Origin of the sequence: Paraburkholderia sp. FT54 (genome assembly GCF_031585635.1) — a bacterium.
In the GTDB taxonomy this organism is placed as follows: domain Bacteria; phylum Pseudomonadota; class Gammaproteobacteria; order Burkholderiales; family Burkholderiaceae; genus Paraburkholderia.
This window is the reverse complement of sequence record NZ_CP134197.1, coordinates 416219-442812: the sequence shown is the minus strand read 5'-3', so window position 1 is coordinate 442812 and position 26594 is coordinate 416219. Positions and strand designations below refer to the sequence as shown.

General features: G+C 55.0%; 21 protein-coding genes and 2 pseudogenes. 9 read left to right on the top strand and 14 right to left on the bottom strand.

Going from position 1 to position 26594, the window contains the following annotated elements:
• The first annotated feature begins 623 nt into the window (after window positions 1–623).
• From RI103_RS34830 to tnpC, 4 genes are all read left to right on the top strand, one after another.
• Window positions 624–1847: a glycosyltransferase gene (locus tag RI103_RS34830; RefSeq protein ID WP_310819315.1), complete on the top strand. Its 1224-nt coding sequence runs from the start codon at window positions 624–626 to the stop codon at window positions 1845–1847.
• A 174-nt stretch (window positions 1848–2021) separates the two neighbouring features.
• On the top strand, window positions 2022–2498 hold the full coding sequence (gene tnpA / locus RI103_RS34825) for an IS66-like element accessory protein TnpA (RefSeq protein ID WP_310818778.1): 477 nt from the start codon (window positions 2022–2024) through the stop codon (window positions 2496–2498).
• On the top strand, window positions 2474–2824 hold the full coding sequence (gene tnpB / locus RI103_RS34820; RefSeq protein WP_310818777.1) for an IS66 family insertion sequence element accessory protein TnpB: 351 nt from the start codon (window positions 2474–2476) through the stop codon (window positions 2822–2824). Before tnpA ends, tnpB begins: the two co-directional genes overlap by 25 nt.
• A 32-nt stretch (window positions 2825–2856) precedes the next feature.
• Window positions 2857–4410, top strand: a complete 1554-nt coding sequence (gene tnpC / locus RI103_RS34815; RefSeq protein ID WP_310818776.1) for an IS66 family transposase — start codon at window positions 2857–2859, stop codon at window positions 4408–4410.
• Here the strand turns inward: tnpC and RI103_RS34810 are convergent.
• The 3 genes and pseudogenes from RI103_RS34810 to RI103_RS34800 all read right to left on the bottom strand — a co-directional run.
• Complete coding sequence (locus RI103_RS34810; RefSeq protein WP_310819314.1) at window positions 4362–4829, bottom strand: tautomerase family protein; 468 nt, start codon at window positions 4827–4829, stop codon at window positions 4362–4364. The genes tnpC and RI103_RS34810 overlap by 49 nt on opposite strands.
• 237 nt (window positions 4830–5066) lie before the next feature.
• Window positions 5067–5501, bottom strand: a complete 435-nt coding sequence (locus RI103_RS34805) for a MarR family winged helix-turn-helix transcriptional regulator (protein ID WP_310819313.1) — start codon at window positions 5499–5501, stop codon at window positions 5067–5069.
• A 306-nt stretch (window positions 5502–5807) separates the two neighbouring features.
• Window positions 5808–5951, bottom strand: a pseudogene (locus RI103_RS34800) (transposase domain-containing protein); the annotation flags it as partial.
• A gap of 1 nt (window position 5952) precedes the next feature.
• Between RI103_RS34800 and RI103_RS34795 the strand changes: the two are divergent.
• Window positions 5953–6372, top strand: a pseudogene (locus RI103_RS34795) (error-prone DNA polymerase); the annotation flags it as partial.
• 13 nt (window positions 6373–6385) lie between these two features.
• Here the strand turns inward: RI103_RS34795 and RI103_RS34790 are convergent.
• The 6 genes from RI103_RS34790 to RI103_RS34765 all read right to left on the bottom strand — a co-directional run bounded on the left by RI103_RS34790 (window position 6386) and on the right by RI103_RS34765 (window position 13917).
• A complete protein-coding gene (locus RI103_RS34790; RefSeq protein ID WP_310819312.1) occupies window positions 6386–7348 on the bottom strand; it encodes a plasmid partitioning protein RepB C-terminal domain-containing protein in 963 nt (320 codons plus the stop codon).
• Window positions 7345–8247 (bottom strand): plasmid partitioning protein RepB C-terminal domain-containing protein, encoded by a 903-nt coding sequence (locus RI103_RS34785; RefSeq protein ID WP_310819311.1) that lies wholly within the window; start codon window positions 8245–8247, stop codon window positions 7345–7347. The genes RI103_RS34790 and RI103_RS34785 overlap by 4 nt, the downstream gene beginning before the upstream one ends.
• Entirely contained in the window at window positions 8237–9796 is a 1560-nt protein-coding gene (locus tag RI103_RS34780; protein ID WP_310819310.1) for a recombinase family protein, read from the bottom strand. Before RI103_RS34780 ends, RI103_RS34785 begins: the two co-directional genes overlap by 11 nt.
• Window positions 9797–10700: 904 nt before the next feature.
• Complete coding sequence (locus RI103_RS34775) at window positions 10701–11345, bottom strand: hypothetical protein (RefSeq protein WP_310819309.1); 645 nt, start codon at window positions 11343–11345, stop codon at window positions 10701–10703.
• A 283-nt stretch (window positions 11346–11628) separates the two neighbouring features.
• Window positions 11629–13218 (bottom strand): recombinase family protein, encoded by a 1590-nt coding sequence (locus tag RI103_RS34770; RefSeq protein WP_310819308.1) that lies wholly within the window; start codon window positions 13216–13218, stop codon window positions 11629–11631.
• Window positions 13219–13557: 339 nt separating this feature from the next.
• Window positions 13558–13917 carry a hypothetical protein gene (locus RI103_RS34765; protein WP_310819307.1) on the bottom strand — a complete coding sequence of 120 codons (360 nt, stop codon included), beginning with the start codon at window positions 13915–13917 and terminating at the stop codon, window positions 13558–13560.
• Window positions 13918–14268: 351 nt separating this feature from the next.
• On the opposite strand from RI103_RS34765, the gene RI103_RS34760 reads away from it, so the two are divergent.
• The 4 genes from RI103_RS34760 (at window position 14269) to RI103_RS34745 (ending at window position 19783) form a co-directional block, all read left to right on the top strand.
• Entirely contained in the window at window positions 14269–15423 is a 1155-nt protein-coding gene (locus tag RI103_RS34760; protein ID WP_310812849.1) for an IS110 family transposase, read from the top strand.
• A 750-nt stretch (window positions 15424–16173) separates the two neighbouring features.
• Complete coding sequence (locus RI103_RS34755) at window positions 16174–17541, top strand: AAA family ATPase (RefSeq protein WP_310819306.1); 1368 nt, start codon at window positions 16174–16176, stop codon at window positions 17539–17541.
• Window positions 17519–18382, top strand: a complete 864-nt coding sequence (locus RI103_RS34750; protein ID WP_310819305.1) for a hypothetical protein — start codon at window positions 17519–17521, stop codon at window positions 18380–18382. Before RI103_RS34755 ends, RI103_RS34750 begins: the two co-directional genes overlap by 23 nt.
• 615 nt (window positions 18383–18997) lie before the next feature.
• Window positions 18998–19783, top strand: coding sequence for a hypothetical protein (locus tag RI103_RS34745; RefSeq protein WP_310819304.1), 786 nt, complete (start codon window positions 18998–19000; stop codon window positions 19781–19783).
• 220 nt (window positions 19784–20003) lie between these two features.
• On the opposite strand, the gene RI103_RS34740 is transcribed toward RI103_RS34745, so the two are convergent.
• From RI103_RS34740 to RI103_RS34720, 5 genes are all read right to left on the bottom strand, one after another.
• On the bottom strand, window positions 20004–21401 hold the full coding sequence (locus RI103_RS34740) for a hypothetical protein (protein WP_310819303.1): 1398 nt from the start codon (window positions 21399–21401) through the stop codon (window positions 20004–20006).
• 20 nt (window positions 21402–21421) lie between these two features.
• Complete coding sequence (locus RI103_RS34735) at window positions 21422–21877, bottom strand: hypothetical protein (RefSeq protein ID WP_310819302.1); 456 nt, start codon at window positions 21875–21877, stop codon at window positions 21422–21424.
• 887 nt (window positions 21878–22764) lie between these two features.
• The gene (locus RI103_RS34730) at window positions 22765–23823 is read right to left on the bottom strand and encodes an AAA family ATPase (protein WP_310819301.1); all 1059 of its coding nucleotides are present in this window, start codon (window positions 23821–23823) and stop codon (window positions 22765–22767) included.
• Entirely contained in the window at window positions 23810–25795 is a 1986-nt protein-coding gene (locus tag RI103_RS34725) for a hypothetical protein (RefSeq protein ID WP_310819300.1), read from the bottom strand. The genes RI103_RS34730 and RI103_RS34725 overlap by 14 nt, the downstream gene beginning before the upstream one ends.
• A complete protein-coding gene (locus RI103_RS34720; RefSeq protein ID WP_310819299.1) occupies window positions 25792–26499 on the bottom strand; it encodes a hypothetical protein in 708 nt (235 codons plus the stop codon). The genes RI103_RS34725 and RI103_RS34720 overlap by 4 nt, the downstream gene beginning before the upstream one ends.
• Between the last annotated feature and the right edge of the window lie 95 nt (window positions 26500–26594).

Sequence of the window (26594 nt, the reverse complement as noted above, 5' to 3'; positions counted from 1 at the left end):
AAGCGCGCTATGGCAAAGTCAGCTGTGTCCGCTATGTCTAAACCAAGCCGTATGCACTCGCCGCGCACCCGTTCCAGCACGGCTGGTACCGCCCACCCCGGGTATCGCGGCGAGAACACGGAATGACGAGAGGCGGAAGTTGATTCAAAAGGAGCCATTTGAGTGGCCGCGCCTTCAATCAATCCAATGACCGAAGGTGGCCGATCACTGACGGACATCCCGCACGGGAGAGTTGCAGCCCGCGCGTCGCCAGTCGAACTGTAGCCGACCCGCTTTCACCTTTTGTCTGGAGGCTCCATGCCGCGCTTATTGGCAGTGACGCCAAGCCTCGGCAGGAAAGAAAGACATTCGGCTGCAATCCGATCCGTCCCTTTGGCCGGTCGAAACCGGCTCGGCGGGCCATTGTTATTTGATGGTCCGGCATCGCACACACTACGCTGAAGAAGTTCCAGCCGGATCCGTTTAGCGAACCGTAACAGGAAGGACTCTCCTGGACTCGCCTCGACTGCGAGGAGGATGCGAAAGGTGGGGAAAGAGAGCGGAGATCAGTTCGTGCGGCGGCAGGCCACGCGGCCATCGCACGCTGCCTGCCGCGCTGCCGATGCTCGAGAGCACGATCGTTCATGAAAATTTGCCAGATCAGCAAGGCCGATTCCTTTGGCGGCGGGGCGAGTCGCGTTGCGGAAGAGCTCACGCTGCTGTTGCGCGCCGAAGGCTACACTGCGCAACATTGGGTGAGCTCGAGCGGCAAGCCCATCGATTTTGCAGTACGCCATCCACTATACGGCCGCTTCACGCGGGAGATCCGTTGCGCTCATTACGTGCTCAAGCGAATCGGTTTGCCTGAATATGTGCCGATTGAACTTCCCATTGTCGCCCACAAGCTTCGCGCGCTCGAGTTCGATATTGCGCATTTTCACGACCTGTCTTCTGCCATTTCACCATACACACTTGCGCGTCTCGCGAAGCGCATGCCAGTGGTGTGGACGCTACATGACTGTTCGCCATTTACGGGCGGTTGTCTCTACCCAATGGGTTGCGAGCGCTTTACGTCCGGATGTGGCTCCTGCCCCCAGAGTGGAATCTGGCCGATCGATTCGATGATCGACACCACGCGCCTCGGCTGGACAATCAGGAAGCGCGTGCATCGCGAACCAAACCTGCACTGCGTCGCGCCGTCGCAGTGGATGGCCGACATGGCGATGAAAAGCGGCATGTTTGAGCGGCCGCCGTTAGTGCTCGCCAACGGCATCGATACTGACCTGTATCGCAACCATGACAAGCAGACAATTCGCACTCAACTCGGCATTGCCGCGCGTGGCCCAGTAGTGCTCCTTGCGGCGAAACACTTCGGCGACGAGCGCAAGGGCGTGCGCTATGCTCTCAACGCGTTGCGCGCTATTGCCGATCTCAGGCCGTTCGTGGTGGTGCTGGGCGCGGCTGACCCAGCGCTCCACGAACAGCTCTCGGGTTTCGACTGCCTTGCAGCGGGCTACGTGAGCGTGCCTGCGGACCTCGCTCGTTTCTACAATGCTGCTGACGTGCTGCTGTTCTGCTCGATTGCAGATAACCAGCCGCTGTCGATCATCGAGGCAATGAGCGCGGGCACACCGCTTATCGGCTTCGGGACTGGGGGTATTCCTGAAATGGTCCTGCAGGACGAGACCGGATTTCTTGTTCCGACCGGCGACGAGCCAGCACTCGCCGCAGCCCTGAGACGCGGCATCGACCCTGTGCGCGCCGCTCGCTGGTCGGAGAACTGTCGCCGGCACGCTGTCGCGCACTATTCGCATAAGAAAATGCTGGAGCGTTACCTGAATTTTTATAACTCGCTAATTTCAATATGAACTGAGGTATGGCGCATGAACATTGTCAGTCCGACGCACTCTGTTCCGCTGCTGAGTTGTTCACTCCGTGATTCGTTTGCTAAAACGTAAGCGGTCTATGAAGGACACCCTTCCATCACACGGCTGATTCACAGAGGCTACCTGTCCATGTTCAACTAACGTGGACACGTGTACATGAGCGAACAGGAAGAAGGCTTGCAGGGCCGTCTGGTAGTCGGTTCGAAGCGCGACGGGCGGCGCAAATACGACGAGAGCGCAAAGCGTGAGCTGATACAGGCATGCCTCAAGCCGGGCGTATCGATAGCGCGCACTGCGATGGATCACGGTATCAATCCGAACCTGGTGCGAACCTGGATTTCGCAGTACCAGCGCGAGCAGGGTCGGGCCGGAGTGGCCGGGCTTGCGAATGAACTCGCCAGTCAGACTCAGGCCAATGTTTCGGAGCCTGCACCATCAGAGGAGCCGGCTTTCGTGCAGGTCGAGACTGCTGCGCTTCTGCCGGCACCGGTCAAGTCAGCCACGACGTTCCAGTTGAGCGTTCTGCTGCCCAACGGCGTTCACGTGGAGGTTGGACAGACGTCCGCTGAGGAGCTGGAGGCGATCGTCCAGATGCTCGAGAGGCTGCCATGTTCCGGTTCGACGAGGGGTTGAAGGTGTACCTGCATCGCGAGCCAGTCGACTTCCGCGTGGGGATCAACGGTCTATCGATCCTGGTCGAGCAGGCGATGCGCCTGAACCCGATGGCATCGGCTCTATTCGTGTTCGGCAACCGGCGTCGCGATCGCATCAAGATACTTGGCTGGGGCGGCAACGGCTTCTGGTTGTTCCTCAAGCGACTTGAGGCTGATCGCTTTATTTGGCCGTCGGAAGGCGAGACCATCTCCCTCACCGTCGAGCAACTGCACTGGTTGCTCGACGGCATCGACCTGGCCGTTATCCAGAAGCACCCACGACGTTTTTACGAGCGGATCGGCTGAACGCCCTGTGCACCGGGATGGTCTAACCAGCCATGCCGAACGACATCGTCACACTGAGTGCCGAAGAGTATCAGGCGCTGCTCGCCGAGCGCGAAGCACTGCGTGGCGAGCTTCGTTTGGCGAAGGCTGAGCGTGATCTGGCGGAGGAGCGGCTACGTGCCTACAAGCACGAGCTGTTCGGCGCATCGAGCGAGGCGCGTGTGACTGACCAGCTCGGCCTGTTTAACGAAGCCGAAGCGCTTGGTGCTGACGCCACGCCGGCGCGTGAGGACGAACCTTCTACGCAGGTTGCGGGCCACATGCGTGGCAAGCGTGGTCGCAAACCGCTAGATCCGAATCTACCGCGCGAGATCGTGCGGCATGAATTGCCGGAGCCGGACCGCTTCTGCGCACACGACGGTCATGCGCTGATTGAGATCGGCGTCGAGACCAGCGAGCAACTCGACGTGATTCCCGAACAGGTACGCGTCATCCAGCATCAGCGCGTGAAATACGCGTGTCCCTGCTGCGACCTGGGTATCAAGGTTACGCCAGCACCGGCAAGAATCATCCCTCGCGGGCTGCTCACAGAATCGGCGCTCGCGTGGATCATCACCGGCAAGTATCAGTACGGCATGCCACTGTACCGGCAGGCAACCCTGCTGCGCCGCTTCGGCGGCGACATCTCATCGAACACCCTGGCCGCGAGCGTCGTTCGCGTCGGGCTGGCCGTGCAGCCAGTGATCAACCTGATGCGTGATGTGTTGCTCGAGTCGGAACTCATCTACGGCGACGAGACGACCTTCCAGGTGCTGAAGGAGCCGGGACGAAGACCTCAGTCGAAGAGCTATCTGTGGGCGCAAGTCAACGGCTCGGGACCACCCGTTAGGATGTTCTCGTACTCGCCGGGGCGCGGTGCGCAGCACGCACAGCGTCTCTATGCGGGCGTGAGGCTTGGTAGCGTCCTGATGAGCGATGGTTATGAACTGTACAACGGCATCGCACACGATCATCAGCTCGTGCATCTCGGATGCTGGGCGCACGTACGCCGTGGCTTCATCAAGGCGGAAGAGACCGTGCCGAAGGCAGCGCGCACGCCAGACCTGTTGGCCAAGCGGTTCATCGGATTGATCGGCAAGCTGTTCGCAGCCGAAGCACGCAGCTCGAAGTGGACGCCGGAGCGTCGGCAGCGGCTACGTGCTCGATACAGCCGCCCCGTGCTCGCCACCATCGAACGCATGATGCTCGAGCACTTGCCGAGGGTCGTACCTTCGAGTCTGCTCGGTAAAGCTCTCCAATACATGAGTGGACAGTGGCACAAGCTGGTCCGCTATGTCGAGCGCGGGAACTGGCCCATATCCAACAACCTGTGTGAAAACGCCATCAGGCCATTCGTCGTCGGAAGAAAGGGATGGCTGTTCGCCGACACCGTTGCCGGTGCGCAGGCCAGTGCCAACCTTTACTCGCTCGTCGAGACCTGCAAGGCGAATGGTATCGATCCATATCGCTATCTCGTCTGGCTGTTCGCGAAGTTGCCGCTCGCCGCCACCGCTGACGATTACGCGGCGCTCATGCCATGGGCACTGTCTGATGCTCCCGACCTCTGAGGGACGTCGTCAAAAGACCGCTTACACTCAAGCCACTCGGCTTCCTGACCAGGCTCCGGCAAAACCTGTCCGTATTCCACCATGTTCGCTGGCGGCAACTCCGAGATATAGGTCCACAAAAAACGTTTCTCGATGTGCGTTACAGTGTGAATCGACTCGGTGATGTCCGCCAGCAGGCGCTTCTTTTGCTCCTCCGTGCGACCTGCACGGATGTGGCCATGAATGAACACTTGCGGCGTGTTTATCTCTACTCCACCCATAAAGTGTGAACCGCCCGGAATTTCAGTAAAAGCGACCTGGGCGAAAAAGCCCTGCGCACCCGTTGCCTCGCTATGGGCGCGAGTAATTTCCTTCGCAACCTTCCTCTTGAGATCCGGCGTCAGGAGGTGTTGCGTAGCGGATACTATGTAAGTGGGCATTTACCAAATCTCCGATGAGGACGTGTAACCGGGAGTGGTGCTTCCGCGACTGTCACCTCGCCGGCAACAATCACATTAGATGTATCTGCAACTATTTTCCTGAATAATACTGTTAAGGATGGCTTGGCGCGTGACATCACATAGTTGTAGATACATCTTACACAGTGCCATGCACAAATCAACACGCAAAAAACCGTTTCCAAGCGTGCTTGGGCCAGGATATTCCCTGGTGCTTCCCTACCTGAGTGCGACGCGTTGTAATGTCTCCAATGCATCAAGAAGCGCCTCGTTCGCGGGGCCGTTAAGGAAACCTTGAACGCCGTCCTCGACGCGACGCTGGGCGACACTCCAATACGGTTCCGCACTGCGCAGCTTCTTAACTCCTGCTTTGCTCAACCGAGCTAATCGATATCGGGCATCCTGTTCCGGATCGACGCTGACACCAACCCAACCAGCGTTAATCAGGATCTTCAGATTCCGGGAGATCGTGGTCTTGTCCAGCGCAGCCTCGGCCGCGATTTCGTTATAGGTCGCTGTTCCGAGACGCTCTAGCGCCCGCAAGAGCGAGAACTGCGTAATCTTCAATCCAACCGGACGGAGTGCCTCGTCGTAGATGCCCGTCAGCTGATTGGCCGAACGTCGAAATTGGGTACAGTAACAGTCAGTGAACATGAAGTTGGTGTCCTATTCGTATTGATGGTCTGGCGTATCGTGTCGCTCGGCTCAAAAAAGAATGCATATACATCCATCTCGAGACAAAATTGTCATCAGATCGACCAAAAGTCAAGTTACAGCCGCTGACTACCGAATCACCTCGGCCCCGTCCACTAGCTGATCGGGCCTTTTCCCCGTTGTCGTCCCAATTGGCACTGGCGCGTCGCTGTTCAGCCATTGCATAAACATTGAGTCCGAATGCCGTGAGGTTGCTGTTCGGGGTAAGCGTGGCAGCAGCAATGTCTTGACTGGAGATCGTGATTGTCAGGCTGGGCTGCGGAGCTGAGCAACAACGGCCCACGGTGCGAGTTCGTCGATGCGCTTGATCGCATAGTCTGCGATGCGTGCAAGCACGTAGCGCAGATACGCCTCGGGATTGATGCCGTTGAGTTTTGCGGTCCCAATGAGGAATGACGCACTCAGCACGGATTTGGGTCGAACGCTGGGCGTGCCAATCTTCCAGGAGCAGGTGATGCAGGTGGCGATCCTGGCTGCCGGATTCACTGCCGGCGAAGCAGACCAGTTGCGTCGGGCCATGGCCGCATGGAAGCGCAAAGGCGTCCTTGAGAAATACTATGACCGCATCGTGCTCGGCATGCAGGAGCGTGACTACGATCTGTCGTTCGCAGAGGCTATATTCGAGCAGATCAACGGTTTCGGCGAATATGGCTTCCCGGAAAGCCACGCGGCCAGCTTCGCCCTCCTCGTCTACGCCAGCAGTTGGCTCAAATGTCACGAGCCCGAGGCGTTCCTGGCGGCGATGCTTAACAGCCAACCAATGGGTTTTTATTCGCATTCGAAACTGGTGCAGGACGCGACGCGGCACGGAACATTCTGACTGATCAACGCGGTGCTGCCTTTGCATCCACTCTGCGAAAAGTCTTGGACTTGGGTTCGCTCGAATTCGATCTGAAGCGGGCTGTCCTCGCATCCTGACTGATGATCTCGAACTGTGCGAAGAAGTCGGGACGTCGTTCGTTGAGCCATGTCCCAATGCGCTCATTATCGAGAAGTGTCGCGATGTAAGCGATCGACACAGTGAGATGAAGGTGCTCGACACCATACCGCTCGTCTGTCTGTGCGACTGCGGTTTGAAGCGTGGCAAGCTCACGTTCCAGCTTGATTAGTTGCTCGGTAACGTCATTGCTGGTTTTCCGTTCATTGGCGTGTTCAATTTGCTCAGGCGGAGTGGCACCGACAATTGCGCGCGCAAATGCCGAAGTAAAGTTTCCCTGTCCGCACATAAGCTCAACAGCGGCAATCTGCCGAACAGGTTTCAGCTGCTTCAGGGCCTGGAATGTGGTGGCGGGGCACGGCTTGTCTGCTAGCAGCGAAGCCGCTTCATGCGAAATGCCATCAAGCAGACTCGCCCGGCGCTTGACCGTATCGACCTCAATACCAAGCACCGAAGCAATCCTCTCGCGAGGCACGCCATGTTCGATTGCCTGGGCGATCATCCGTGCATCCTGTGCTGACGTCAGCCGGCTGATGTATTTGTTGTACGTGTACGCTTCATCGTCCGTTGCGACGACGCATAGCGCGTCATCCAGACCAAGGCGCCTTAAAGCTTCCACCCGCAATCTGCCGTCGAGGATACGGAATCCGCCCGCGTTGTCTTTGATTCGCGCGACAATGAGAGGCTCCACCAGACCAATGACCGCAATGGAAGCCAGAATCTGCAGAAATTTCTTCCCCGAGGCGACGTTCTTCGGCAGAGCGCTTGATGAGTGCAATGCGCCCAGTTGCAGAACGATCGGTTGGCTTTCGAAGGTTACTCTCAGGGGATGCGGTTTCAGTTCGGTCATGATTTGCTTTCGCCTCGGATCCGCTGGTCGAGAACGCGCGGAAGCGTTGTCAGCCCCTCCTGCTCGAGCAGATGGACAAATTCGGATTCCCGCATCAATTCACGTAGCGCATGGGTAATGAAAAGAAGACGCGCATGCACCAGCTCCACCCGCTTAACCAGGACCCGTTGCCGTTCACTTTCTCGCATGTATAGTCGGCGCAATTGGTCCGGCGCCAGCTCACGTGGCCGAGTGCCCGAAGGTCCCTTGTAGACCGACAGCGCCTTCCCTCCCGACTTCAGACGACGATTCAATAGCCTGCGCACTACCGCAAGCTGCCGGCCGCTAAGCGTTCCGTCTTCATACGCATCCATCAACGCAGATCGGACATCCACATCGTTAGCGCGTGAGATCTGGACCGCGACGGCGATCGGGACGGTTCCGGCTTCAACAGCGGCGATGAGTCGCTCTTCCCCGCGGTCAAGCAAAAACATCAGGTCCGCAAGATAAGCAACCGACAGACCAACTTTATCCGCTACCACGCTCTCGTCGTAGCCATCCTTGCGCAGTCGCTGAATCTCCCTGAGCAGCTCCAGGGTTGAATGATTTCGCCGGGCAATGTTTTCGACGAGGCTCATAAGAAGGCACTCATCTTGGGCCCTATCGACGACGTTTGCAGGAATGGTGTCATGCCCGAGGGCCTGCACAGCTTCCAGCCGCCCTTGGCCACAAACCAGGTCGAACAAGGTTGTGCCATCTTCAGAAGTCCGACGGCTTACGGTTATCGGCTTTTTCAATCCCACTGCGGCAATGTTTCCCATCAACGCCTGTCTTTGACGCTTGCTTCGGGTCCTGGGGTTCAGTACCCGAATCCTGTTCACGCTAATATCTGCGATTGGAGTTGCGGCGTTAGCGACCATCAAATGCCTCCATGCGGCTTCGCTCGGAGAGCTCGAGCAGGATGCTCTCGTCTGGATACCGGAACACTTCGAACGGTCCGCCACTGCCATTCCGGATGGAAAGAGAAAAATCATACCCAGGCCTTAAGCTGCCTCTCGGGAAAACATAGAAATCGAGCGGGATCTTGAAGGCCGAGTCCTGTCGCAATATGACCAGAAAATCCGGCGAAGAGTACGTCGGCCAGCGCACCCGCCAGCGAGGTCCACGACGGTCGTACCGCAGAATAAGCCGGACGGCGAATCGGATAACCAGCTCGTCGTCCACCCGAATGGTCGTTTCGTCCATTGAGATTTCGACACGATGCCCGACTGCCGTCAGCGCGCTTATCGTCTTCTCAACACATTCTTGGAGCGCGATACGGGATGTCCGGGAGACCTCAAGCCCGACGCCGCGGCAGTCTGGCTCATATCCTACGCGCGCATATGCATTCCCTATGCTACCGAACCGCCGGGAATAGGTCTTTCCGGCTGGCATCGTTTGTGTAGCATCGATGGCCTTGGCAGTGACCACCTCAGCCAGTTTCACAAATTCACCTAGTCTTTTCAGAATTTCGTCGTCACTCAGGTTCTGGGTCCGACCGGTTCTGACGCTCTTTGCAGCATCAAAAGTCGCTCGGTCCACGAGAGCCGGAAAAGCATCTTCCGCGCGGGTCCACTCCGATGACGGTTTCTTGTGCCAACCGGCATCCAGTTTTCTGGATGTCCTGGCGTAGATATTGGTACCGACATACTTCTCGTTACTCAGAATGTCGGTTATCTGCTGCGGATTCCAGGATCGACCATGTCCGTTGTATATCCCAAATCCGTTCAGCCTGCCGGCGATCCTCCGACAACCAACGCCCTGTAATACGTACCAGTCATAGATGCGACGAACGAGCGCTACTTCGTGCTCGTCTCCCGGGGTCACGATAACCCTGTCTGTCTGGATGCTTTTGTGCTCACGGTCACGCAAGGGGCCCTTTACGGTGCCATCTGACGCCACCAATATCCGCTGCAATCCATAACCTGGAGCGGCTCCCTGCCAGAAACCTCGCTCAGCAAGTCGACACTGACCAACGAAGACTTTTCGCGAGAGTTCACGACTGTATTCGCCTGCCATCGTCCGCTTGATCGTCTTCATTAAAGCCGCTGTGGCGCCACCATCCCACGAAAACTGTTCAGCGCAGTACACGACCTGCACACCCGCCTGTCTACACATGTATTCGTAGTGCGCGTACTCGTCGACATCCTGGAATCGTCCCCAGCGGCTCACGTCATACACCAGTACAACACTGAAAGAGTGAACTGCCGTCTGAACATCATGGAGCAACTGAACAAGTGCCGGGCGTCTCCTAAGGGTCACGCCACTCTTTCCAGCATCTTCGTAGGTAGCGACAATCGTGATGCCTTCTCTCTGTGCGAAATCGGCGATGCCCTGTCTTTGATTCTCAGTCGAGTATTGCTGATAATCCGTGGACATGCGAACGTATTGCGCTGCGGTTCTTCCTGCGAGAGAAGTCGATGCACTCATCGTGTACGGCATCTTTGCCCCCACACTTGCGCGGTACTTAGTAATAGCTCTGCCGCACTGCAAGTCAAGCAGCAACGGTAGTCGGTCCTTCAAGATTTTAGTCGGGCAGTAACGGTATGTGCCGCCAGCGCTCGGTGTGGCCAAAAAAGAGAAATGTTCTGACCTGTTAAGGCCCCAGCTCTCCTGTCGCGTATGTGATTACAGACAACCGAAAATCACTTTGTGCAGAGACGAATTTTGTTCTGAAATTTCCCCCGGCCGGCGAACTGATGCATGTCGCGTGTCTGTGGTCCCGATTATGCGCACCCGACGAACCAGATCTGCGGTCCTTCGCGGCAACAACGGATGAGCCGCCTCCGGAAGTCGCAGCAGCGGGACACGGCCGGTGCATCACTCCCATCAAGGCCGAGAATGTGGACCCGCGGTTGAATCTCAATCCCTCGAACATCACAGCGTCGTACGCACTTCTCGACGGCAGGGATCACCCTTAATACGAGTACCGACTGTCTGCCAGACAGTTAGCCTGGCACACTGCTGGTGCTCTCAAATGACTAATCCGATCAACCTCAAACTTCAGTCGCGCACCGAACTACTGGCTTACCTTGTTTCGTCGCACCGTCTGGCGAAGCAACTGGCAGTTAGCTGGCTTTCGCCTGCGCAAGGTCGTTGAGTCCCGATCTATGGACGCGTCGCAACGAATGCCGAGCGATGTTATGCAGCGGGTGGTGCTCTCGAGTCGGGCCCTCGAGATCGCGCGACGACTGGAAACTGCACGAATGCCGACGTTCTCGCCCGAGACGATCCCAACTCCAGGGACTGGTAATATGCGGCTTGATTCCAGGTCAGAAACTACGAGGAACCTATAACAATACTGCCTGACATGACTCGTGGGTGAGCGGCGGTTCTAGCCGGTTTTGATGCTAGACATCAGGCCTCGCTCCCGTGTGAGTTTGCGAGGCACAGTCGGCGTTGAGGCCGTTGAAAAGGCAAGCTTCATTTTACGGCCGGGTACGACTGCACATTCCGACGCCTTGACCAAGTTTTCAAGGACCGCAGCGAAATCCGGGTGGTGCAAATGAATCCATTCCGCAACTACCTTGTTTTTCATCCAGTCCCTCACGAAGCTGGCTGTCAATGCGAGTTGAACCAGGTCGGCCTCATACTGCGATCGCAACTCTGCTGCCTCGCGCTGTAGCTGAACAAGCCCAAGTTCCAGCCTGGCCAGTCGGGCAGCGCACTCCGCGTGAGATTGTCTTCCCCGCGCGTCGTCTGCCCTCTTGCTGGCTGGTGTCGCTGCCAGCAAGGCCCGGGCAAAATCTCCGCTGAAATTGTCTACCGCGTTCATCACCGCGACCGCGGCGATCTGACGTGTCGGTACCATTCTGACGAGCGCAGCAACCGTTCTTTTTGGAAGCACCAGTGGGGCAAACAGAACAAACGCTTCCTCGCAAATCCCAGGCGGGCTTTTTTCCTCGTCTCCCACTTTGGGTGACCGGTGCATGAACCTCGCTGGTTGAGCCTGCGTCACGAACGTTGCTCCAGCAAACATCGACGGCTGAGCTCCGGTATTGAGGTAAAACCTTGCGCTCGCAGGAGCGCCACAATAGCAGGGTCCGACAGCAACTCCGACAGGACGTTCGTGATCGTTGTCATCTCTTGGCATGTTGTGTTCATGCGTCTGATGACGGTTCTTTGCCGGGCGCGCTCGAGCATCAACACCTTTTTTGCCCTGGTCTCAGGCGTTGCTCGACAACCACTGCTGCTCAAATCGCAAACTGGCTGCCTAGTGGTGCCCAGAGGTTTCGTGGATCGAAGATGTATTTGTGGAGCCATCATCTGCAGTTCCTGCGCGATGCCACATCCGTGATGACTTCAAGCGGACAGGTCTGCGCCAGATCAAGCAGGTATCTTAAGTCTGGATGCTGGTACGCTTTGAAATGGGACTGACCATATCGCTGGACCACCGTGTATGCGCCAGGAACAAGGCTTCCACGCGGGAAAATGTGGAAGTCCATCAGATCCGGCTCGGCTCGCTCAATGCGCCCATAGACCAGGAAGTCAATTTGGAAGCAGTCTGGCCACCGCGCAACCCAGTAAGGCAAATGTCCACTGACGAGCCACGGACTGCGGACTACAAGCTTCAACCTCAGCCCACCGTCGATGCATAGGGTTTCTGTATGTTTTGCATATCGCACGTGGTGGCCTCGTCCTTGCAGAATCTCGATCGTTACATCAGCGACCTGCCGTTCCACACGGCGCTCGACTAATCGATTTTTTGAGCGCGCAGGGTCCAGATTCGGCGCGTAGCCTATCGCGTCATATGCGTTGTTGAGACTTCCAAACTCACGCATCACCTGTTCGACGGATGGCGCACTTCGGTAATGTCTTAGCGTCGACTGACTGAGCTTGCCGGCTTTTTTGATGACCTTGTAAAGGCCGTCCGTAATCTCTTCTCTTGTTGGTCTTCGCCGGGCCCGCTCCATCTTCAGCTGAACGAGGTCAAACACTCGTTTGTCCACAACAGGCTCGAACGCTCCGGGGACACGAATCCAGTCCTGTTTCGGAACCTGCTCCCAGGCATTGGCCAATTTTGAGGTCGTTCGACTGTAGACGTTGGTGCCTATGTATGCCTCATTTTGGAGGATATTTCGAATGTTTTGAGCCTGCCACAATCGCGCAAACCCGTTGCAGAGCCCAAAATTATTCAGGCGCCTGGCGATGGCGGCAGCTGTAATCGGCTGCGTTGCATACCACTCGAAAATCTTTCGAACCATCGCGGCTTCGCCATCTTCCGCCGGCGCGATGATGACACGGTCGGTTTGAACGCTCTTGTATTCGTATCGCTCAAGGCAATGCTTTATGTTCCGGTCGGCATCAAGGAGGATGCGACGTAATCCGTAGCCCGGGGGGCCTCCAGTGTGGAAACCGCGCTCAACGTTGAGGCAGTGTCCAAGGAAAACTTTGCGCGACATCTCGCGACTGAATTCTGCTGCCATCGCCCGTTTTAATGCTTTCAGAACTGACGTCGCCGGGCTCCCATCGTTCTCGAAAGGTTCGGCGACGTAGATGACATCGACTCCAGCGCGCCTGCATGCGTACTCATAGAACGCCGCCTCGTCTACGTCCTGGAAGCGCCCCCAGCGGCTAACGTCGTACACCAAAACAGTCGTGAATTTGCGCTGCGGGCTATCGACGTCCAGAAGCAACTGCACGAGCGCCGGACGTTCACGTAGCGTCAGCCCGCTGATTCCAGCATCTTCGTAATCGCGTACAACGCGGATGTGATGGACCGCTGCATAGGCGGCAATGGCCTGCCGCTGAAAAACTGGAGAGTATTCCTGGTGATCCGTTGACATACGGATGTACTGCGCCGCACGGAGGGGCACAGTTGATTTTATTGGTCGAGTCCGTGCGCAAGGCATGCGACATGTCCGGAGACAGCACAGGTCAGTGATAGCTGTTCTACAGGGGAAGTCAAGGTGAGGTTATTCAGCGGTCCCGAAACGAGCACCGTCAATCCGCCGGGCGATCCCGCAGCACGTGCGGGGTTATATCAAAGTCCGGGGCTAGTCGGATTGAAAATGAAAATTGGGTTTTCGCAACTCTGCGAAGTACATTATGGCCAACCTCGCGATTCGGGTCGGGCATTGCCGCGGCTCTGAACAGATTACCGCCCGCTGACAGTTTTGCCCGCTGGAAGCTCGCCGTCACGTTCCGTTGGCGCCGCCCACGTCAGGTACTGACCGGTGCGGCGGCGGTCTTTACGTGCACCCTCTCTGCGTCAAGAAATTAGAGCAGACCCGGTGGATTTCACACACTGTCGGCGATCCGTAGTCAAGCATCCAGCCGTCGGAAAACAGCGTCGCCAAGGACCGCTCGGTCGTGAGCTTGACCGCCTCAAGGACATCCGGAGCAAGTCGAGCTGCCGCTCCTGCAAGCGCGACGCGATCCTGCCAATCGCATGTCACACCATTCGCTTTCATCCAGATTCTGCACGACTCGACGACGTGATCCGTGCGCAACCATTCGCCAGTGCGGGCCAAAGCGACAAGCTCTGCGACGACCAGGTAGCAAAGCATTTCGGCGCGCGCGTCGTCATCGAAGCTATGCAGTGTCGACATGATTCAGAGCTCACTTGGTCAGATAAGCGCACGCTTTTCCACCTCAGGCGGATTTAATGCGACCCTGAGCGGCGAAGGCGAATGAGCCGTCCCGCGCACCCTGCAGCCGGCTTGACGTGAAAGCCTGACGTCAAAAAAGGGGTAGAAAACATCAAAGGGCCCCGTTTGATTGGTCGCTCCGCCGCTTGCGCACATGACACCCGCCTAACGTATTGATAATAGCCCTAGCCATGGTCGTCCCATGAACTGCCATCGCGCGCGGCGAATTTCCGGAGATCCTATGTAGCGTGAGAGTCGCCAAGGCCCGAGTCGTAAGATTGACGGGTCAAGGCTTGCTCAATGGAGGGCATTATGGACAAAAATCACGTTACTGGATCCGACGCTGGCGAAGCTATTCTCGCCGTGTCGCTCGAACTGTCCGCCGCCAAGTGGAAGGTCGCGCTTCACGACGGACTTAGAGAGCAGCCGGCGGTCCACACGGTCAGCGCACCGCAGCCAAACGTGCGACTCCAGGCCGTTCTCGATCTGATCGCGCAGCAAAAGCATAAGTGGTCGCTGCCCTCGCAGGTACGCGTAGTCGTCAGCTATGAAGCCGGGCAGGACGGATTCTGGATCCATCGCGCGCTGTGCTCTCGCGGCATCGATTGTTATATGGTCGATGCCGCGAGCATTCCTGTGGAGCGCCACAAACGGCGCGCAAAGACGGACCGGCTAGATGTCATTAGACTCGTCACCAACCTGCGGGCATGGCTTCATGGCGAGCGCGACCGCATGCGCGTGGTGCGTGTGCCCTCTGTCCAGGATGAAGCCTCGCGTCATCTGATTCGCGATCGCGGACAGTTGCAGAAAGAAGTGTTGCAACACCGCAACCGCATGCGCAAACTGCTCGTCACGCTCGGTTGCTGGGATAACGTCAACCACCGCTCGTTCGCCGGACTACTTAGACGCGGTGAGCTCGCCTGTTACGACGGCACACCACTGCCGGACGAGTTGCGCGAACGGCTAGTGCGCGAATGCGCGCGCCTCGAGCTCGCGGAACAGCAACTCGCTGCGATTGAGCGCACGCTCCAGGAACGTCTGCCTGCCCCCGTGCGTGAGCGGATCACTTACCTCAGTCGGCTCAAGGGTGTCGGCAACATTGGAGCAACACGCCTCGTGCTTGAACTGTTTTGGCGCCAGTTCAACAACCGTCGCCAGCTTGGTGCATGCGTGGGACTCGTGCCGCAGCCATACGACAGCGGTCAAAGCCGTGTCGATCAAGGCATCAGCAAACAGGGAAACCGACGCGTACGAAGCCAGCTTGTCGAGATGGCCTGGTGCTGGCTGCGATACCAGCCCGACAGTGCGCTGGCGCGGTGGTTCGACGAGCGCACGCGAGGCACCGGCCCGAATCGCCGCGCGCGTCGCATCGCGATCGTTGCGGTCGCCCGGCGCCTCGCGATTGCATTGTGGCGTTTCCTGAAAGACGGAATCATTCCCGACGGCGCCCAGTTCAAGCCGGCATGAAACCACGCCCAGATAGCTCGACGTTCTGAAGGTTAGAGTGTGATGTGCCCGTAGGGTCGGCGGGTTGCTCAACGCAACTGATCCTTAGATGGGGCGCATCTCCCGGATCGCACTGTCCGGCGCAACGCGCATAAGGGATGTGGCCGGTACAACACCGGCGGATAGAAGTTGGTGAGACGTTGGATCTCACGTGCGCAGGAGACGGCTCTAACCCGACATTACGAATATGGATCGTGCCAGCCCATACTCGAGGAGCCCCTTATGATCTGAACATCAACACAAAGCTGACCAGCACTTGACAACTCACTGCTCATAGAAGTCGACCCTGAGCGGACATTACGATTTCCCGCAAAGTGACGTTTAGAATTCTCAGCTCGTGCGAAGGCGCCACTTACGAAGTGTAACTGGGCGGGGACCCATGAGGCTGCTCTGGAGTCGCCGGCTACTACGGACGTGATCGCCTGCGAATTGCATGCACGTGCTAGCAAGAGCATTTTCGGTCCCTGGGGAAGCGGCGGTTCGACATGCCCTAAGCATGCAGACTGCGCCTACAGTTCATGCCGGACGATCTGCCAGCGCTCCTCCTCTGTTTGCGTATATGAGTTCGCGGTCACGACGTATAATCGTTATACTAACTGCCGAGAGCGGCAACCTCTAAAGGAATTGTGATAATCAGAAAGCGTATAGACCAATATGAAAAAACTCACAAGAATTTAAATTGAAAACCTACACGGCGTATTTACTTATTCCTTGAGTCTAGAGCTTCCGGAGTTTGAAGATATTGTTATCCTTTACGGTGAAAATGGTTCTGGAAAGACCACATTGCTGCGCCTAGTATTCCATATGCTCTCAGCAGCTAATAATCGGGGGCACAGAACCTATATCCGAAAAACCCCGTTTCAGAGGCTAGCTCTTTATCTCTCGGATGGAACCATATTGTCAGCGAAGCGTGAACATGGTTTCTCCCATGCGCCGATTGAATATGTCATTGAGTTACCTGACGGGGAGCCAGTCAGGTACCGCGATGTCCCCGACGATTTGAAGGAGCGACTAGCTGTCGATGTGATTCGCCACGAACGGAGCACGTTGAATAGCAGGTACCAGTTCAAACGAACTTTATCAGACGATTTTGATCTGGAATATAAAAAATGGTTTCGTGATTCTGACGAAAGTACGGAAAAGAAATTTCTAAGCACCTTGGCACAAGTTTGTCCTCACACCTATTATATTTCTACTGAGAGGCAGATTCAGAGTGATCAACTCGATAACAATGATGAAGCAGTTCCTGCGAGGCAGCGCATCGAAAATCGAGGCGAACTGATTGCTTCAACCCGCAGTGTTTATCTCAAACAAGCGCTAGCTGCTGGTGCTAAAGCAATTCATGCCGAGGTGTTCAAAGCAGCCAATCTCGGCGGCGCAGACTCAAACGAGGTCTATAAAAACCTTGTATCAATGCTCAGCAAGGCCAATCTCGGGGCTGATGAGACAAGTGGCGATCTCATGATTGTATTGGAGCAGTTGCGTGAATTGAGAGTTCGGAATAGAAGCTTTGCGCGACTTGGATTGATGCCAAACTTCAATATGGAAGCCATCTTTCCAATACTGAGAAGCCACGATACTAAAAATAAAGAGATGATCGAGCTAGTTGTAAAGCCTTATATCGACAGTATGAACAAGCGACTTGATGCATTAGAGTCGGTTCATACCATGATCCGCACCTTTCTAAGAAGCCTTAATGACTTCTTTGCGTTTAAGAAGATTACATTTCGAATGGGGGCGGGGTTCCAAATAACCGGGATGACAGGTGAGGCACTAGCCCCAGATCAATTATCATCTGGCGAGCAACAGCTTTTGCTCATTTTTTGCAATGTACTGGCATCACGTAGTGGAGCGAGCTTGTTCATAATTGACGAGCCGGAGATCTCGCTAAACGTGAAGTGGCAGAGAAATTTGATCGATTCGCTCCGAAAAATCATCGCGGGCAGCAGTGGCCAGCTACTGATCGCCACGCATTCGATCGAATTGCTAGCCCAGCACTCTGAAAGCGTTGCGTCGCTTAAGCCTACAAAAATCTCGAAAGAAGCGTACTTGCCAAATGATTCCGAAGAGAACGATTAAAGAAATTGTCGTCAAATATCAGCTTGAACCGTCTATTCGTGAAGTTTTTGTAGAGGGTCTGTTCGACAGAGATTTATTCAAGTGGTTTTTGAAGAAACTTGAGTTGTCTGCCGTCAAAGTGTACCCGATAGCCAGTGTAGAAGTTGACGGAGATATGTTGAAACGGTACGGTTTAACGTCTGGCGAGAGGCAAAGGTTGATTGCGTTTGCAGAGGAAGCGTCGGCCCTAGGCGCTGTTTCGACCGTAGTGTCCTGCGTCATTGATAGCGATCTGGACTACGTGTTGGGTATTGAGCGAGATTGTCCATTGCTTACACGTACAGACGGGACGTCAGCCGAACTGTTGGCTTGGAAAACCGAGGTGCTACAAAGATTTTGCAGCATGGTTTTGGGTTCGGATAGACCAGAGGCCGTCGTCGAAACAATCCTTGCTGTAGAGCCAAAAATCTGCAACGTCTTTTTATTACGCTGTGCATTGGCCAAGCTCGGGCTCAGTTGGGAATTGATAGAGGTAGATATTCTTTTTGATCGAAAAAATCCAATAACCTTCGACGACTACTGTCGGCGCGTTGCGAACAAAAACTCAGGCCTGAAGGATCTGCCTTCAATTACAGAGTGCTTGAAAGAACTTGGGGCTCAAGCAGAGGCGATTCCACGCCAAAGACGTATGCGCGGGCACGATCTGATGGAGGCGGCACGAAAGGTGTTGCAGAACACACGCTTCGACCATGGCTGTCTGCGCAATGGATTGGATTTGAGCCGCACTTTGATGGGTAGTTTGGAATGGGAGAACGTCCAGGCTGATCCGCTCGTTAATTCATTCCGGCGATTGAGCGCTTAGCGACGCAATCTATTAACTATATTGAATCGGGGTTGGTCCCAAGTGGCGAGAACCCCAACGCGCCTAGGCAGGAATTGTCAACGATATAGTGTCCGTCGTCGAACGTCCGGTTTTGGCCGATCGGGTGAGGTCGCGAGCGGCCGCTTACTGGTACTCCACTTCGCGAATTCTGGATTTGGCTGACTGACCGGTTCGGACAAAGTGAACTGATTGGAGTGGGTCGTTACCTGCCTGAGCGCGTGGCGAATCCAGCCGTCACGACGGCCGAACCACGACTGGATCACTGAGACCGCGTGGGTGCGTCACCGGATAGCCGGCATTGTCCATGGACCGTAGACTATCGATTCTTAAATAGAGCCGAACCGCTCGAACTTTGTCTTGTACGAGTACATTAACTACCTTCGTTTTCGTCCGCACGCCGGTGGGGTAGTACTCGGCGGAAATCAACAGGTCAGTTGACCTCTAGCGCTTTGTGCGGATTGGTTTGCGTAGTTTTAGTCAATGCTACACCGGTACATGCGAAATCTTAGCAGTCTCTTCCTTGGCAAAATTGGAATTGTTGCGATATTCTTTTAATGCCATTCTGGGTTGCTTTCGTTTTTGAGGATGTATCCCATGGGACGGCCTCCAACCCAATTTACCGATGACGAGAAGCGCGCAATAATTGCGGCGGCGGTTGACGCAGATAGGCGCACGCGCAAACATTGCAACGCCGAGTTTCTAGACATTTTCATTACTGCTGTCGCAGAATGCACGGGTCGATTTTACGGCAAGCCAATCTACTTGCGTTTGCTCGATTTTGCCAATATTTGGCGTCGACCATCTGCTCCGACTTGGCAGAAAGCTATTACGCGGGCTCGAGCGAACGGAATCCCGTTGAAATGTGCAAGTCCTTCACCAGCGCCGCCCCTTCAGTTAGCTCCAACCTCCGGCGCGGATGAATCTGCTGCCGACAACTCGACTACCGCAAATTGGCAAGAAGATGTCCTCTTGAACTGCCTGGTTCGAGCAAACCTTGCTGAGATGACCTCGCGAGACGCCTATGCAAAAATCGCGAAACTGGAGGCGACGCGAACTGATCTGATGCAGCGTGCCTGCAGTGCCGAGGCCACTGCGCGGCACGTTGCGGCGACGCTGGAACGAGAGCGTCGAGATTATAGCGAGCGGATTGCCATACTCCTCGCCCGCATTGACGAGTTGGCAACGTGCTGCAAACGACTTGCCGGACTGGAGACACACCTTCGAATCCAGACTGATATATTGCGGCAGGCGATGTTACAGGACGTCCAGACCTACCAAGCGCGCGCTGAAGCCGCAGAGAAAGCATTCCTTCTTGAGCGCGACCAGACGAACGCGATGAGGCAAATAATTGCAAACCGGCGCCGCCCTGACCTTGAGTAAACGCCGCTATCTTTCGCCGCACGTTCCGAATTGAGTCTGCTGTCACGCTACTTCCGCGGAGCTCCGTCGCTATCGCTCATTTGTTCTTTTTACAGAGTGCAGTCTTCCTGCTGAAGAGCGTCCAAACCAACCATCCATGGCATACGATCGAGGATCGGCCAAACCTGGCGGGACCTGTTGTCGCCTCCGCAGTAAGTCGCGACACCTATTTCAGTGATTCTCAATTCTCGGACCCACTCCTTGACTTGAGCCACGTCATCAAATCGTCTCGCTCATTTTTCATCCATAGTCGGTGCTTGAGCAGCGGCGCATGAGGCACGTAACCAGCGTTAGGAAATATGATCAATCCTGTCATCATCGTTCCGTCTTTTGAACATGTGCACACAGCCGTAGGGCCAGAGCGTCGGAACATTTCCGTAGAAACACTGGCACGTTGAGCGGCCGCACCGCTAAGTTCGGAATAAAACGTTGAGCAGATTGCGCTTGCGAAAGCCTGGATGTCCAGCCGCAGTACGGGTCTGCGCGAGATGCACTGCGTAAGCGAATCAAGTTGCAGTGCGTGTCGATGGGGATTTGTCGCATCGTAGATGTTCCAGGATGTTCCCTCAAACCAGTTTCGCATTAGGCCGACGGCCGCAACGGCTGGGGAATATAGGTTGAGTTCGATCGACCAGCGTTGTTCGAGCGCCCTACCGATTTCGAAGAGTTGCCGCTCATCGTCCGGCTCTCGGATCGCCCAACGTAACATTTTTGAGAGCGCACTCTTATAAGCCGAGTGTTCCAAAGAATAATCCGATGACTTTCGGAGCAGGCGGTTAGATTTGATTCGCCATGAGAAGCAGTCTACGGCGACTGTTGCTCCCATCGGGTGCTGCGGCACTGGCGCAAGAAAATTAGCCAACCCGGGAATTAAATATTGGCCCGCTATCGGGCCATCCCTTGAATCACGCGCCGGAACTGGTTCTAGCCTCGAAATCAACTCCAGCACCTGCAGATTTGAGTTCCACCATCGACTAAATACGCCGAAATGACTGGCAAGCAATTCTCCTTTCGATCGAATATCAAAGTGCGCGACAAGACTCGGGGCGGCGCCAGCAAGGTAGTGCCTGCAGAATAAGCAGAGAAAAGGTCGGGCGGTATAACGGAAGTACTCTTCGACTTTGGCTGTGTGACTCCCGCATGAATTGCAGACCGATGTCAACTGGCATGCATGAATTGGACACAACTGGATACCACAGAACTGATGCCATGTGCTGTGATAGCTGCCTTCAAGACAGATCGGACAGAAGCGCAACCGACTCTCAAAAAAGAGGTTGTGCAATCGGCGTGAGCCCACGTCTATTCCGAGCGGCAAACTCCAACCAGTTTGATACTTAAAGCGTCCCTGATCAACTGTTCCGAGTTTTCCGGGCGAAGATCCACACAAATATTCGTGTATTTCTCGACTGCCCAACACATTTCGCCAACCAAAACGCCAAAATACCGACAGCGCGGATTCGAACGGAAGCGGTGTCAATTTTTCGCCCACCCAATGATGATTGGACTTTTCTCCACAATAAACTGTAAATTTCGACGGCTTCATAATAAATTGGGATGGAAACGATGCATTGTCATCCACAATCAATTCAGATTATCTATTCAATCTAAGATTGCTTTCAGCGGGTCCAGATCCAGAGTCGCACGAGTCCATATCTTGCCATCCGGGTTGAAGATGCCGGGAAAAACTATAGCCCCTTTCGAGCGGTTCCCTACCTGCTTTTTGATTGCAAACACCTCTAGACCGCTGCGGAGATTGAAATCCGGCTCAATTCGGGTCCCCTTCTTCTTGGCCTCGAGCAAATCATAGACACAGTCGCAAAACATGGCTAAGTACAAGTTCGCACAGATGATTCGCTGATAACGGCCTGCATGAATTGCCATTGAGATCGGAGGCTCAATAATTTGAGCCTCGTTCGAAGGTGAATGAAAGCTGCACCAACGACCTTCAACCTTTCGTCGCAGCAGGAAATAGGCGCCGGCTAGAGTCGGCAAGTTAAGAATGTTCGGTACTTCGGAGAAGAAATCGTCCTGACCTCGGTAGATGCCTGTAGGCACCGTGCATTCGATCCACCTCCTTAACCCACGTAGAACTACACGATAGACAGGCGTAGCAGTTCTTACTCGCTCTTCCCAAGATGACCGATGATCGTTCAAGCTCGAACCCAAAGAAGCTGAGGTGAGATCCCAGTGGAGTGCGAATGTGGGGCAAGTCGGCACAGGATCAAAGCAGTTGCTTGGAAAAGGTTGTAGAGCACGAACAATCCCACGAACAAGCGATTGACCGACCGCCTTGCGTCTAATCAAATCGTGATTCTGGGCTGCGAAATCTGCTGCGGCATGCCAGCCGCTCGCTTCAGAAAGGGCCCAATTATTTAGTAATGAGAATGCTTCTTCGAACTGTGTTGCATGACGGCGTAAGTCAACATGCTGGAAGATTGAAAGAGGCCCCCCAGAAAGGGGGGTACCACACTTTCGGCATCGAAACGCGGCGTGAAATAGGTCATCGACAATGGCATAGGAGCCGGCGACTCTGCCACAATGTGAACATGCGGTCGTAAGTCGCACATCGTGAAGGGGACAAGTAGGCAAAGGCACGAATTGGAACCAGAAACTGTGGTAGCCGCTCTCCAGGCAGATGGGGCAAAACCGAAACTGCTCGCATAACCAGTCGGGAACCACGGGCTCCAGTCGACATAAGACGTCACTCTCTCGCACTGACGGCAATCGCCAATTCGTTTGCCGAAAAACGCGTTCCGCATCTATCCATTTCGGTCTCAAAAATGTATGGCGTGGGTTAATTGTTGTGCGACCGGTGCAAAGTAGTCGTACGTCCTTTGCACGGACCGAGTTGCGCCACGAGAGCCATAAAAGTGATGACACGCACGATTCGTTCGGGAGTCGCGCTAGTGCCGATCCAGTCCACATGACGAAAGGTGCGCGAATCATATACTTGCCTTAACGGTCTCGCCCGTATACGCGAGTTTCAGCGCGTCCTGCATCTTTGCCCACTGCACTGCCTTGTTCCATTGCCCGTCGGCTAGTAGCATATCAGGCGCATCGCGCCAGGCGTTATCGACAACAAGGGCCCTAATCGCGCTGAAGATCTGTTTTGCGGGGTAGCCTTTCCCGTCCCCTTGTGATCTACTTACCCGAGCAAGAGAGTCGGCAAACGCCCTGCATTCGTTTTCCAGTCGGAATCCCGCTCGGAAAGCATGCGGGAAGAAAAATTCGGTCCACTTCACCGCCGAACCCTCGGGAAACTCGGCGTTGTCGATCTCGCGAAGAACAGACTGTAGATCTTTGGTTGTCTCGATAGCTCGAAACAAAAACTGCCTTCGCGAGAACCGATTTATCAGATCAGACCGCGCATCGGTAACCAACTGTTCGAGATGACGTTCAAATCTCGGACTTTCGCCCATCAAGATAACAATGAGATGTACCCCCTCATCTGCCAGAGCGTTGTAGACATCCTTCAGAAATCCGTAGTCACTCATCAACATATCCTGAGCTTCGTCGACCAGAAAAAGTATCAACCCGAGATCTGAATACTCTGTGTCGTCAACGAGGGTGTGCGTCAGCCTGGATCGCAAGTCGTAGGTCTCTCCTGATGTGTTTCGGTTACGTGCAGTCTCAAGGAAATGTTTGAAGAAAGACCTTACCGATTCTGCTCGGTGAATGAACACACTATGTTTGTACACGGGGAGGCCCGGAAAGTCAGATTCGAACTGGGCTCGTATAAGACTTAGCGCAAAAGATTTTCCAAAGCCGCTAGGTGACGTTATGCAACAGCCCGTGTCTCTTAACAGAACGACTCGTTTCAGGTCCACATAGAGTTCCCGCACTGGTGGAGTAGGCAGCGCCACACTCGACTTGATCAGCGGATGCATCGATAACAGATCGAGTCGCCCCTGGATAGTCAAGTGGCTTACACCGGTAGACAGCGTAGAAAGATGCTCCACAAGCCGTTCGCCCTCTCCGCCGCGTGAGTTAGGATTTGTCATTTCGCCCTCCGTATTTGACAGGCCGCATGACAGGAGTATGCTTAATGCCAAACAGGTCGGTCTGGGGTGCGTCAGATTGCACCAAACGGTCATCGGCGGAAACTGTTGGACTACTTTGTGAATCTGGGCGGCTAGTGACTCTCTTCGCGATCGCCAATGCAGTTTTTGACGACCGCGGAGATTTCGTTTTTGATTTGGTTTTTCCCTGGCGGGAGAGTCCTTTCTCCCGTCGCCACATGCCAATCGGATCATTCTCAATTTCACCGACATTAGCGAGAGCTATTTTGTTGAACAGCTTGCGCTGCGGGACCGAATAATCCTCGCGCGCCCAACGCGCCTCTGGAATCATATCGCCAAGCATCTCTCCTGTTTCAACAACGGTGGCGCATGCATTCCGGACATGGCGACGATCGATATACATAAGCAGCTTTTTCCCAACCAGATCATATCTGCTTGACAGAATTTCATTCGTGTAGCGACAGCGGTCAGTGCGCACATATGGCCGATAATGCTTCGAAATGTTGCCGCGGACCGTGCACTCTACTGCGTGCCAAAACATTCGGCCGTACTTTACTTGGTCTAGTGGAATGGGCTGTGGCAAGTAGTTGCTTTCTGCATTTGACTGAACCGCTCGCAAGACATCCGTTGGCGATGCGCCCATCAATCGTTCGGTAGGTCGGAGATTGTAATCGCGGACAACCCCAAAGATGATTGCAAACAGCTCACTCAGGCGGATCTCAAAACGCAATGCCTGCCCGTTTGGATCGTCTCGGGTGGTGTCTTGCGCGTTAGCCCCATACGTAGACGGTGACCGTTTCAAACCGCGGCCCGAAAGGGTACTGAAAAGGCGTTCAATGAAGTTCCGCCTCCACCAGGCGCGAACCGGTCCAAAATTGATAGCACAGCCGGTAACTTCGATGATGTTGTTCACCACATCAATTGCACGATGGGCCCACGCGTTGTCGAGTTGCAGTACCGCAAAGGCCTTCCACGCATACTCAGGTAATAGGACGTTTATCAGGATTTTTCCATCAGGGGTATATCGCAGACGTGCGTCTCCCTCACTCAGCTCATGAGGCCTTAGAGCACTCTCAATCGTTTCCAGCACACTGTCAGCACTTGGTGTACTTTCCAAAGTTAGCTGTATGCCGATAATAGCTCCGCTGGATACTTCGGCAAGTACCCCTATATACCAACGAGCCACCGGCAATTTCATCTCAACGCCATACTGGTTGGCAAGGATAATGACTGAAGCAGCGTCAACGCAGTTAAAGTCCAACTGGACGATGTCAAATGCTCTGAGGGCATTGATAAGCGGTCGAAGTCCCTTCCCTAACCCTCGCCTGCGTGAAGCCTCAGTGCCGCAGCGGCTTGAGACCCATCTGTCCAAATTCGACTCACTCAGTTTCTTGCAATACTCCGTTAGGCTTCGCAGGGCATGGTCCTGCGTATTGAATGGCCAATCGTCGTCTGTAAGGCCGGCTTTCCTGATTTCACGGATGAAGGCCGCCCTGATGTCTACATACCTGATTCTTGCCTCGTGCACTTCACCAACCATCGGCCGTTTGAGCACTAGGTCATCAATGTATTCTTTAACCTCAGGCAGTCGTTCAAAGAGTTGGCTCAGAGCGCCGGCACATCCGGCTGAACCGCAGCCAGGCAAGTGCAGTATGGGTGCTCGTCGATCGTAGCGGCTCACGCGAACATTTGGCCCAAGCGCACGAAATCCAAAAATACGTCCGTCATATGCCGGCGCAATGCAGCGTTTCAGGAGGCGCCGAACTTCATCGCTTGACTTCCCTGTTCGTTCTCGGATCGCATCAAAACTGCTGCCATCGAGATACATAAGAATTGCTTCACGACGTGCTTCATAGTTGCCCCGAGCCTTTCCGAGACAGGACGGATCGAGCTCGGGCCATTGTGTAGTATCACGAAGAACGACCGGGACGATATGTCTTGTTCTTCCACTCATGTTGACCTCCAACTCAGAATCGACGATCGACAGAACGATGAGTCGGCGAGATCAGTTCTCAGTTCGTCCTTCTGGAGTAGTTCGGCGATCGACGCCAGCATAATCGCTGGGTCTACGTCATTGCGCTGCATGAGTTCATCTAGCCGAAAGCTGTGACCGGTCGACATCCTTCTACACAGGATTTCGGCTTCTCGGAACCGAGGTCTTCCCCGGCATCTTGTGATAGCCGCACAGAGGGACAGCCAGTTGTTAAAAAGAATCTCCTTGCCTTCCAAATCCTCTTCGGTCAGTGTCCGATACGATCTACCCGCAGATGCCGCTGCTTCGGCCTGCGCATCCAGTTGGTTCCGGCTTCGTCCGGTCCGTGACGCCTTGGCATCCGACTTACGTTTGAACTCCCACCACTCTTCCCGGCCGCCTCGAAATGACACAATTGCGTCTAGCGTAGTCTCGTATGGTTCTCCTCCTGACATACTCATTACAGGCTTTGGCTCGGGTTCGTACTCCACTACGTCAACGTCCCCCTCAAGAAGAACAATGTGCATGAACGCGACGTCTCCCGCGACCGTGAAGCGGCGACCTATTTTGGGCGAGTCGAATACCCACAAGTTCGATTGGTGGCGTGCTCTCGCCTGCATTGCCCGCGTCACAGAGATGCGGCGGCGAAATTCACTTACTGAATAATCAGACAAATCGATCATCATGCGCTCCGTGCGGCAAGCATTTCTGCCAATGCTCGGTTTCAAAATTCAGAAAACGGACGCGCGAAGTTTTCCTTGACTTTGGTCGCAACGGAAAC

Coding starts and splice junctions, on each gene's coding strand:
- RI103_RS34790 (WP_310819312.1), bottom strand. CDS start 7,348: ATGACCGAACTGAAACCGCATCCCCTGAGAGTAACCTTCGAAAGCCAA.
- RI103_RS34805 (WP_310819313.1), bottom strand. CDS start 5,501: ATGTTCACTGACTGTTACTGTACCCAATTTCGACGTTCGGCCAATCAG.
- RI103_RS34730 (WP_310819301.1), bottom strand. CDS start 23,823: ATGACAAATCCTAACTCACGCGGCGGAGAGGGCGAACGGCTTGTGGAG.
- RI103_RS34785 (WP_310819311.1), bottom strand. CDS start 8,247: ATGGTCGCTAACGCCGCAACTCCAATCGCAGATATTAGCGTGAACAGG.
- RI103_RS34810 (WP_310819314.1), bottom strand. CDS start 4,829: ATGCCCACTTACATAGTATCCGCTACGCAACACCTCCTGACGCCGGAT.
- RI103_RS34770 (WP_310819308.1), bottom strand. CDS start 13,218: ATGCCTTGCGCACGGACTCGACCAATAAAATCAACTGTGCCCCTCCGT.
- RI103_RS34725 (WP_310819300.1), bottom strand. CDS start 25,795: ATGAGTGGAAGAACAAGACATATCGTCCCGGTCGTTCTTCGTGATACT.
- RI103_RS34775 (WP_310819309.1), bottom strand. CDS start 11,345: ATGTTTGCTGGAGCAACGTTCGTGACGCAGGCTCAACCAGCGAGGTTC.
- tnpA (WP_310818778.1), top strand. CDS start 2,022: ATGAGCGAACAGGAAGAAGGCTTGCAGGGCCGTCTGGTAGTCGGTTCG.
- RI103_RS34760 (WP_310812849.1), top strand. CDS start 14,269: ATGGACAAAAATCACGTTACTGGATCCGACGCTGGCGAAGCTATTCTC.
- RI103_RS34750 (WP_310819305.1), top strand. CDS start 17,519: ATGATTCCGAAGAGAACGATTAAAGAAATTGTCGTCAAATATCAGCTT.
- tnpC (WP_310818776.1), top strand. CDS start 2,857: ATGCCGAACGACATCGTCACACTGAGTGCCGAAGAGTATCAGGCGCTG.
- RI103_RS34780 (WP_310819310.1), bottom strand. CDS start 9,796: ATGAGTGCATCGACTTCTCTCGCAGGAAGAACCGCAGCGCAATACGTT.
- RI103_RS34765 (WP_310819307.1), bottom strand. CDS start 13,917: ATGTCGACACTGCATAGCTTCGATGACGACGCGCGCGCCGAAATGCTT.
- RI103_RS34830 (WP_310819315.1), top strand. CDS start 624: ATGAAAATTTGCCAGATCAGCAAGGCCGATTCCTTTGGCGGCGGGGCG.
- RI103_RS34720 (WP_310819299.1), bottom strand. CDS start 26,499: ATGATGATCGATTTGTCTGATTATTCAGTAAGTGAATTTCGCCGCCGC.
- tnpB (WP_310818777.1), top strand. CDS start 2,474: ATGTTCCGGTTCGACGAGGGGTTGAAGGTGTACCTGCATCGCGAGCCA.
- RI103_RS34745 (WP_310819304.1), top strand. CDS start 18,998: ATGGGACGGCCTCCAACCCAATTTACCGATGACGAGAAGCGCGCAATA.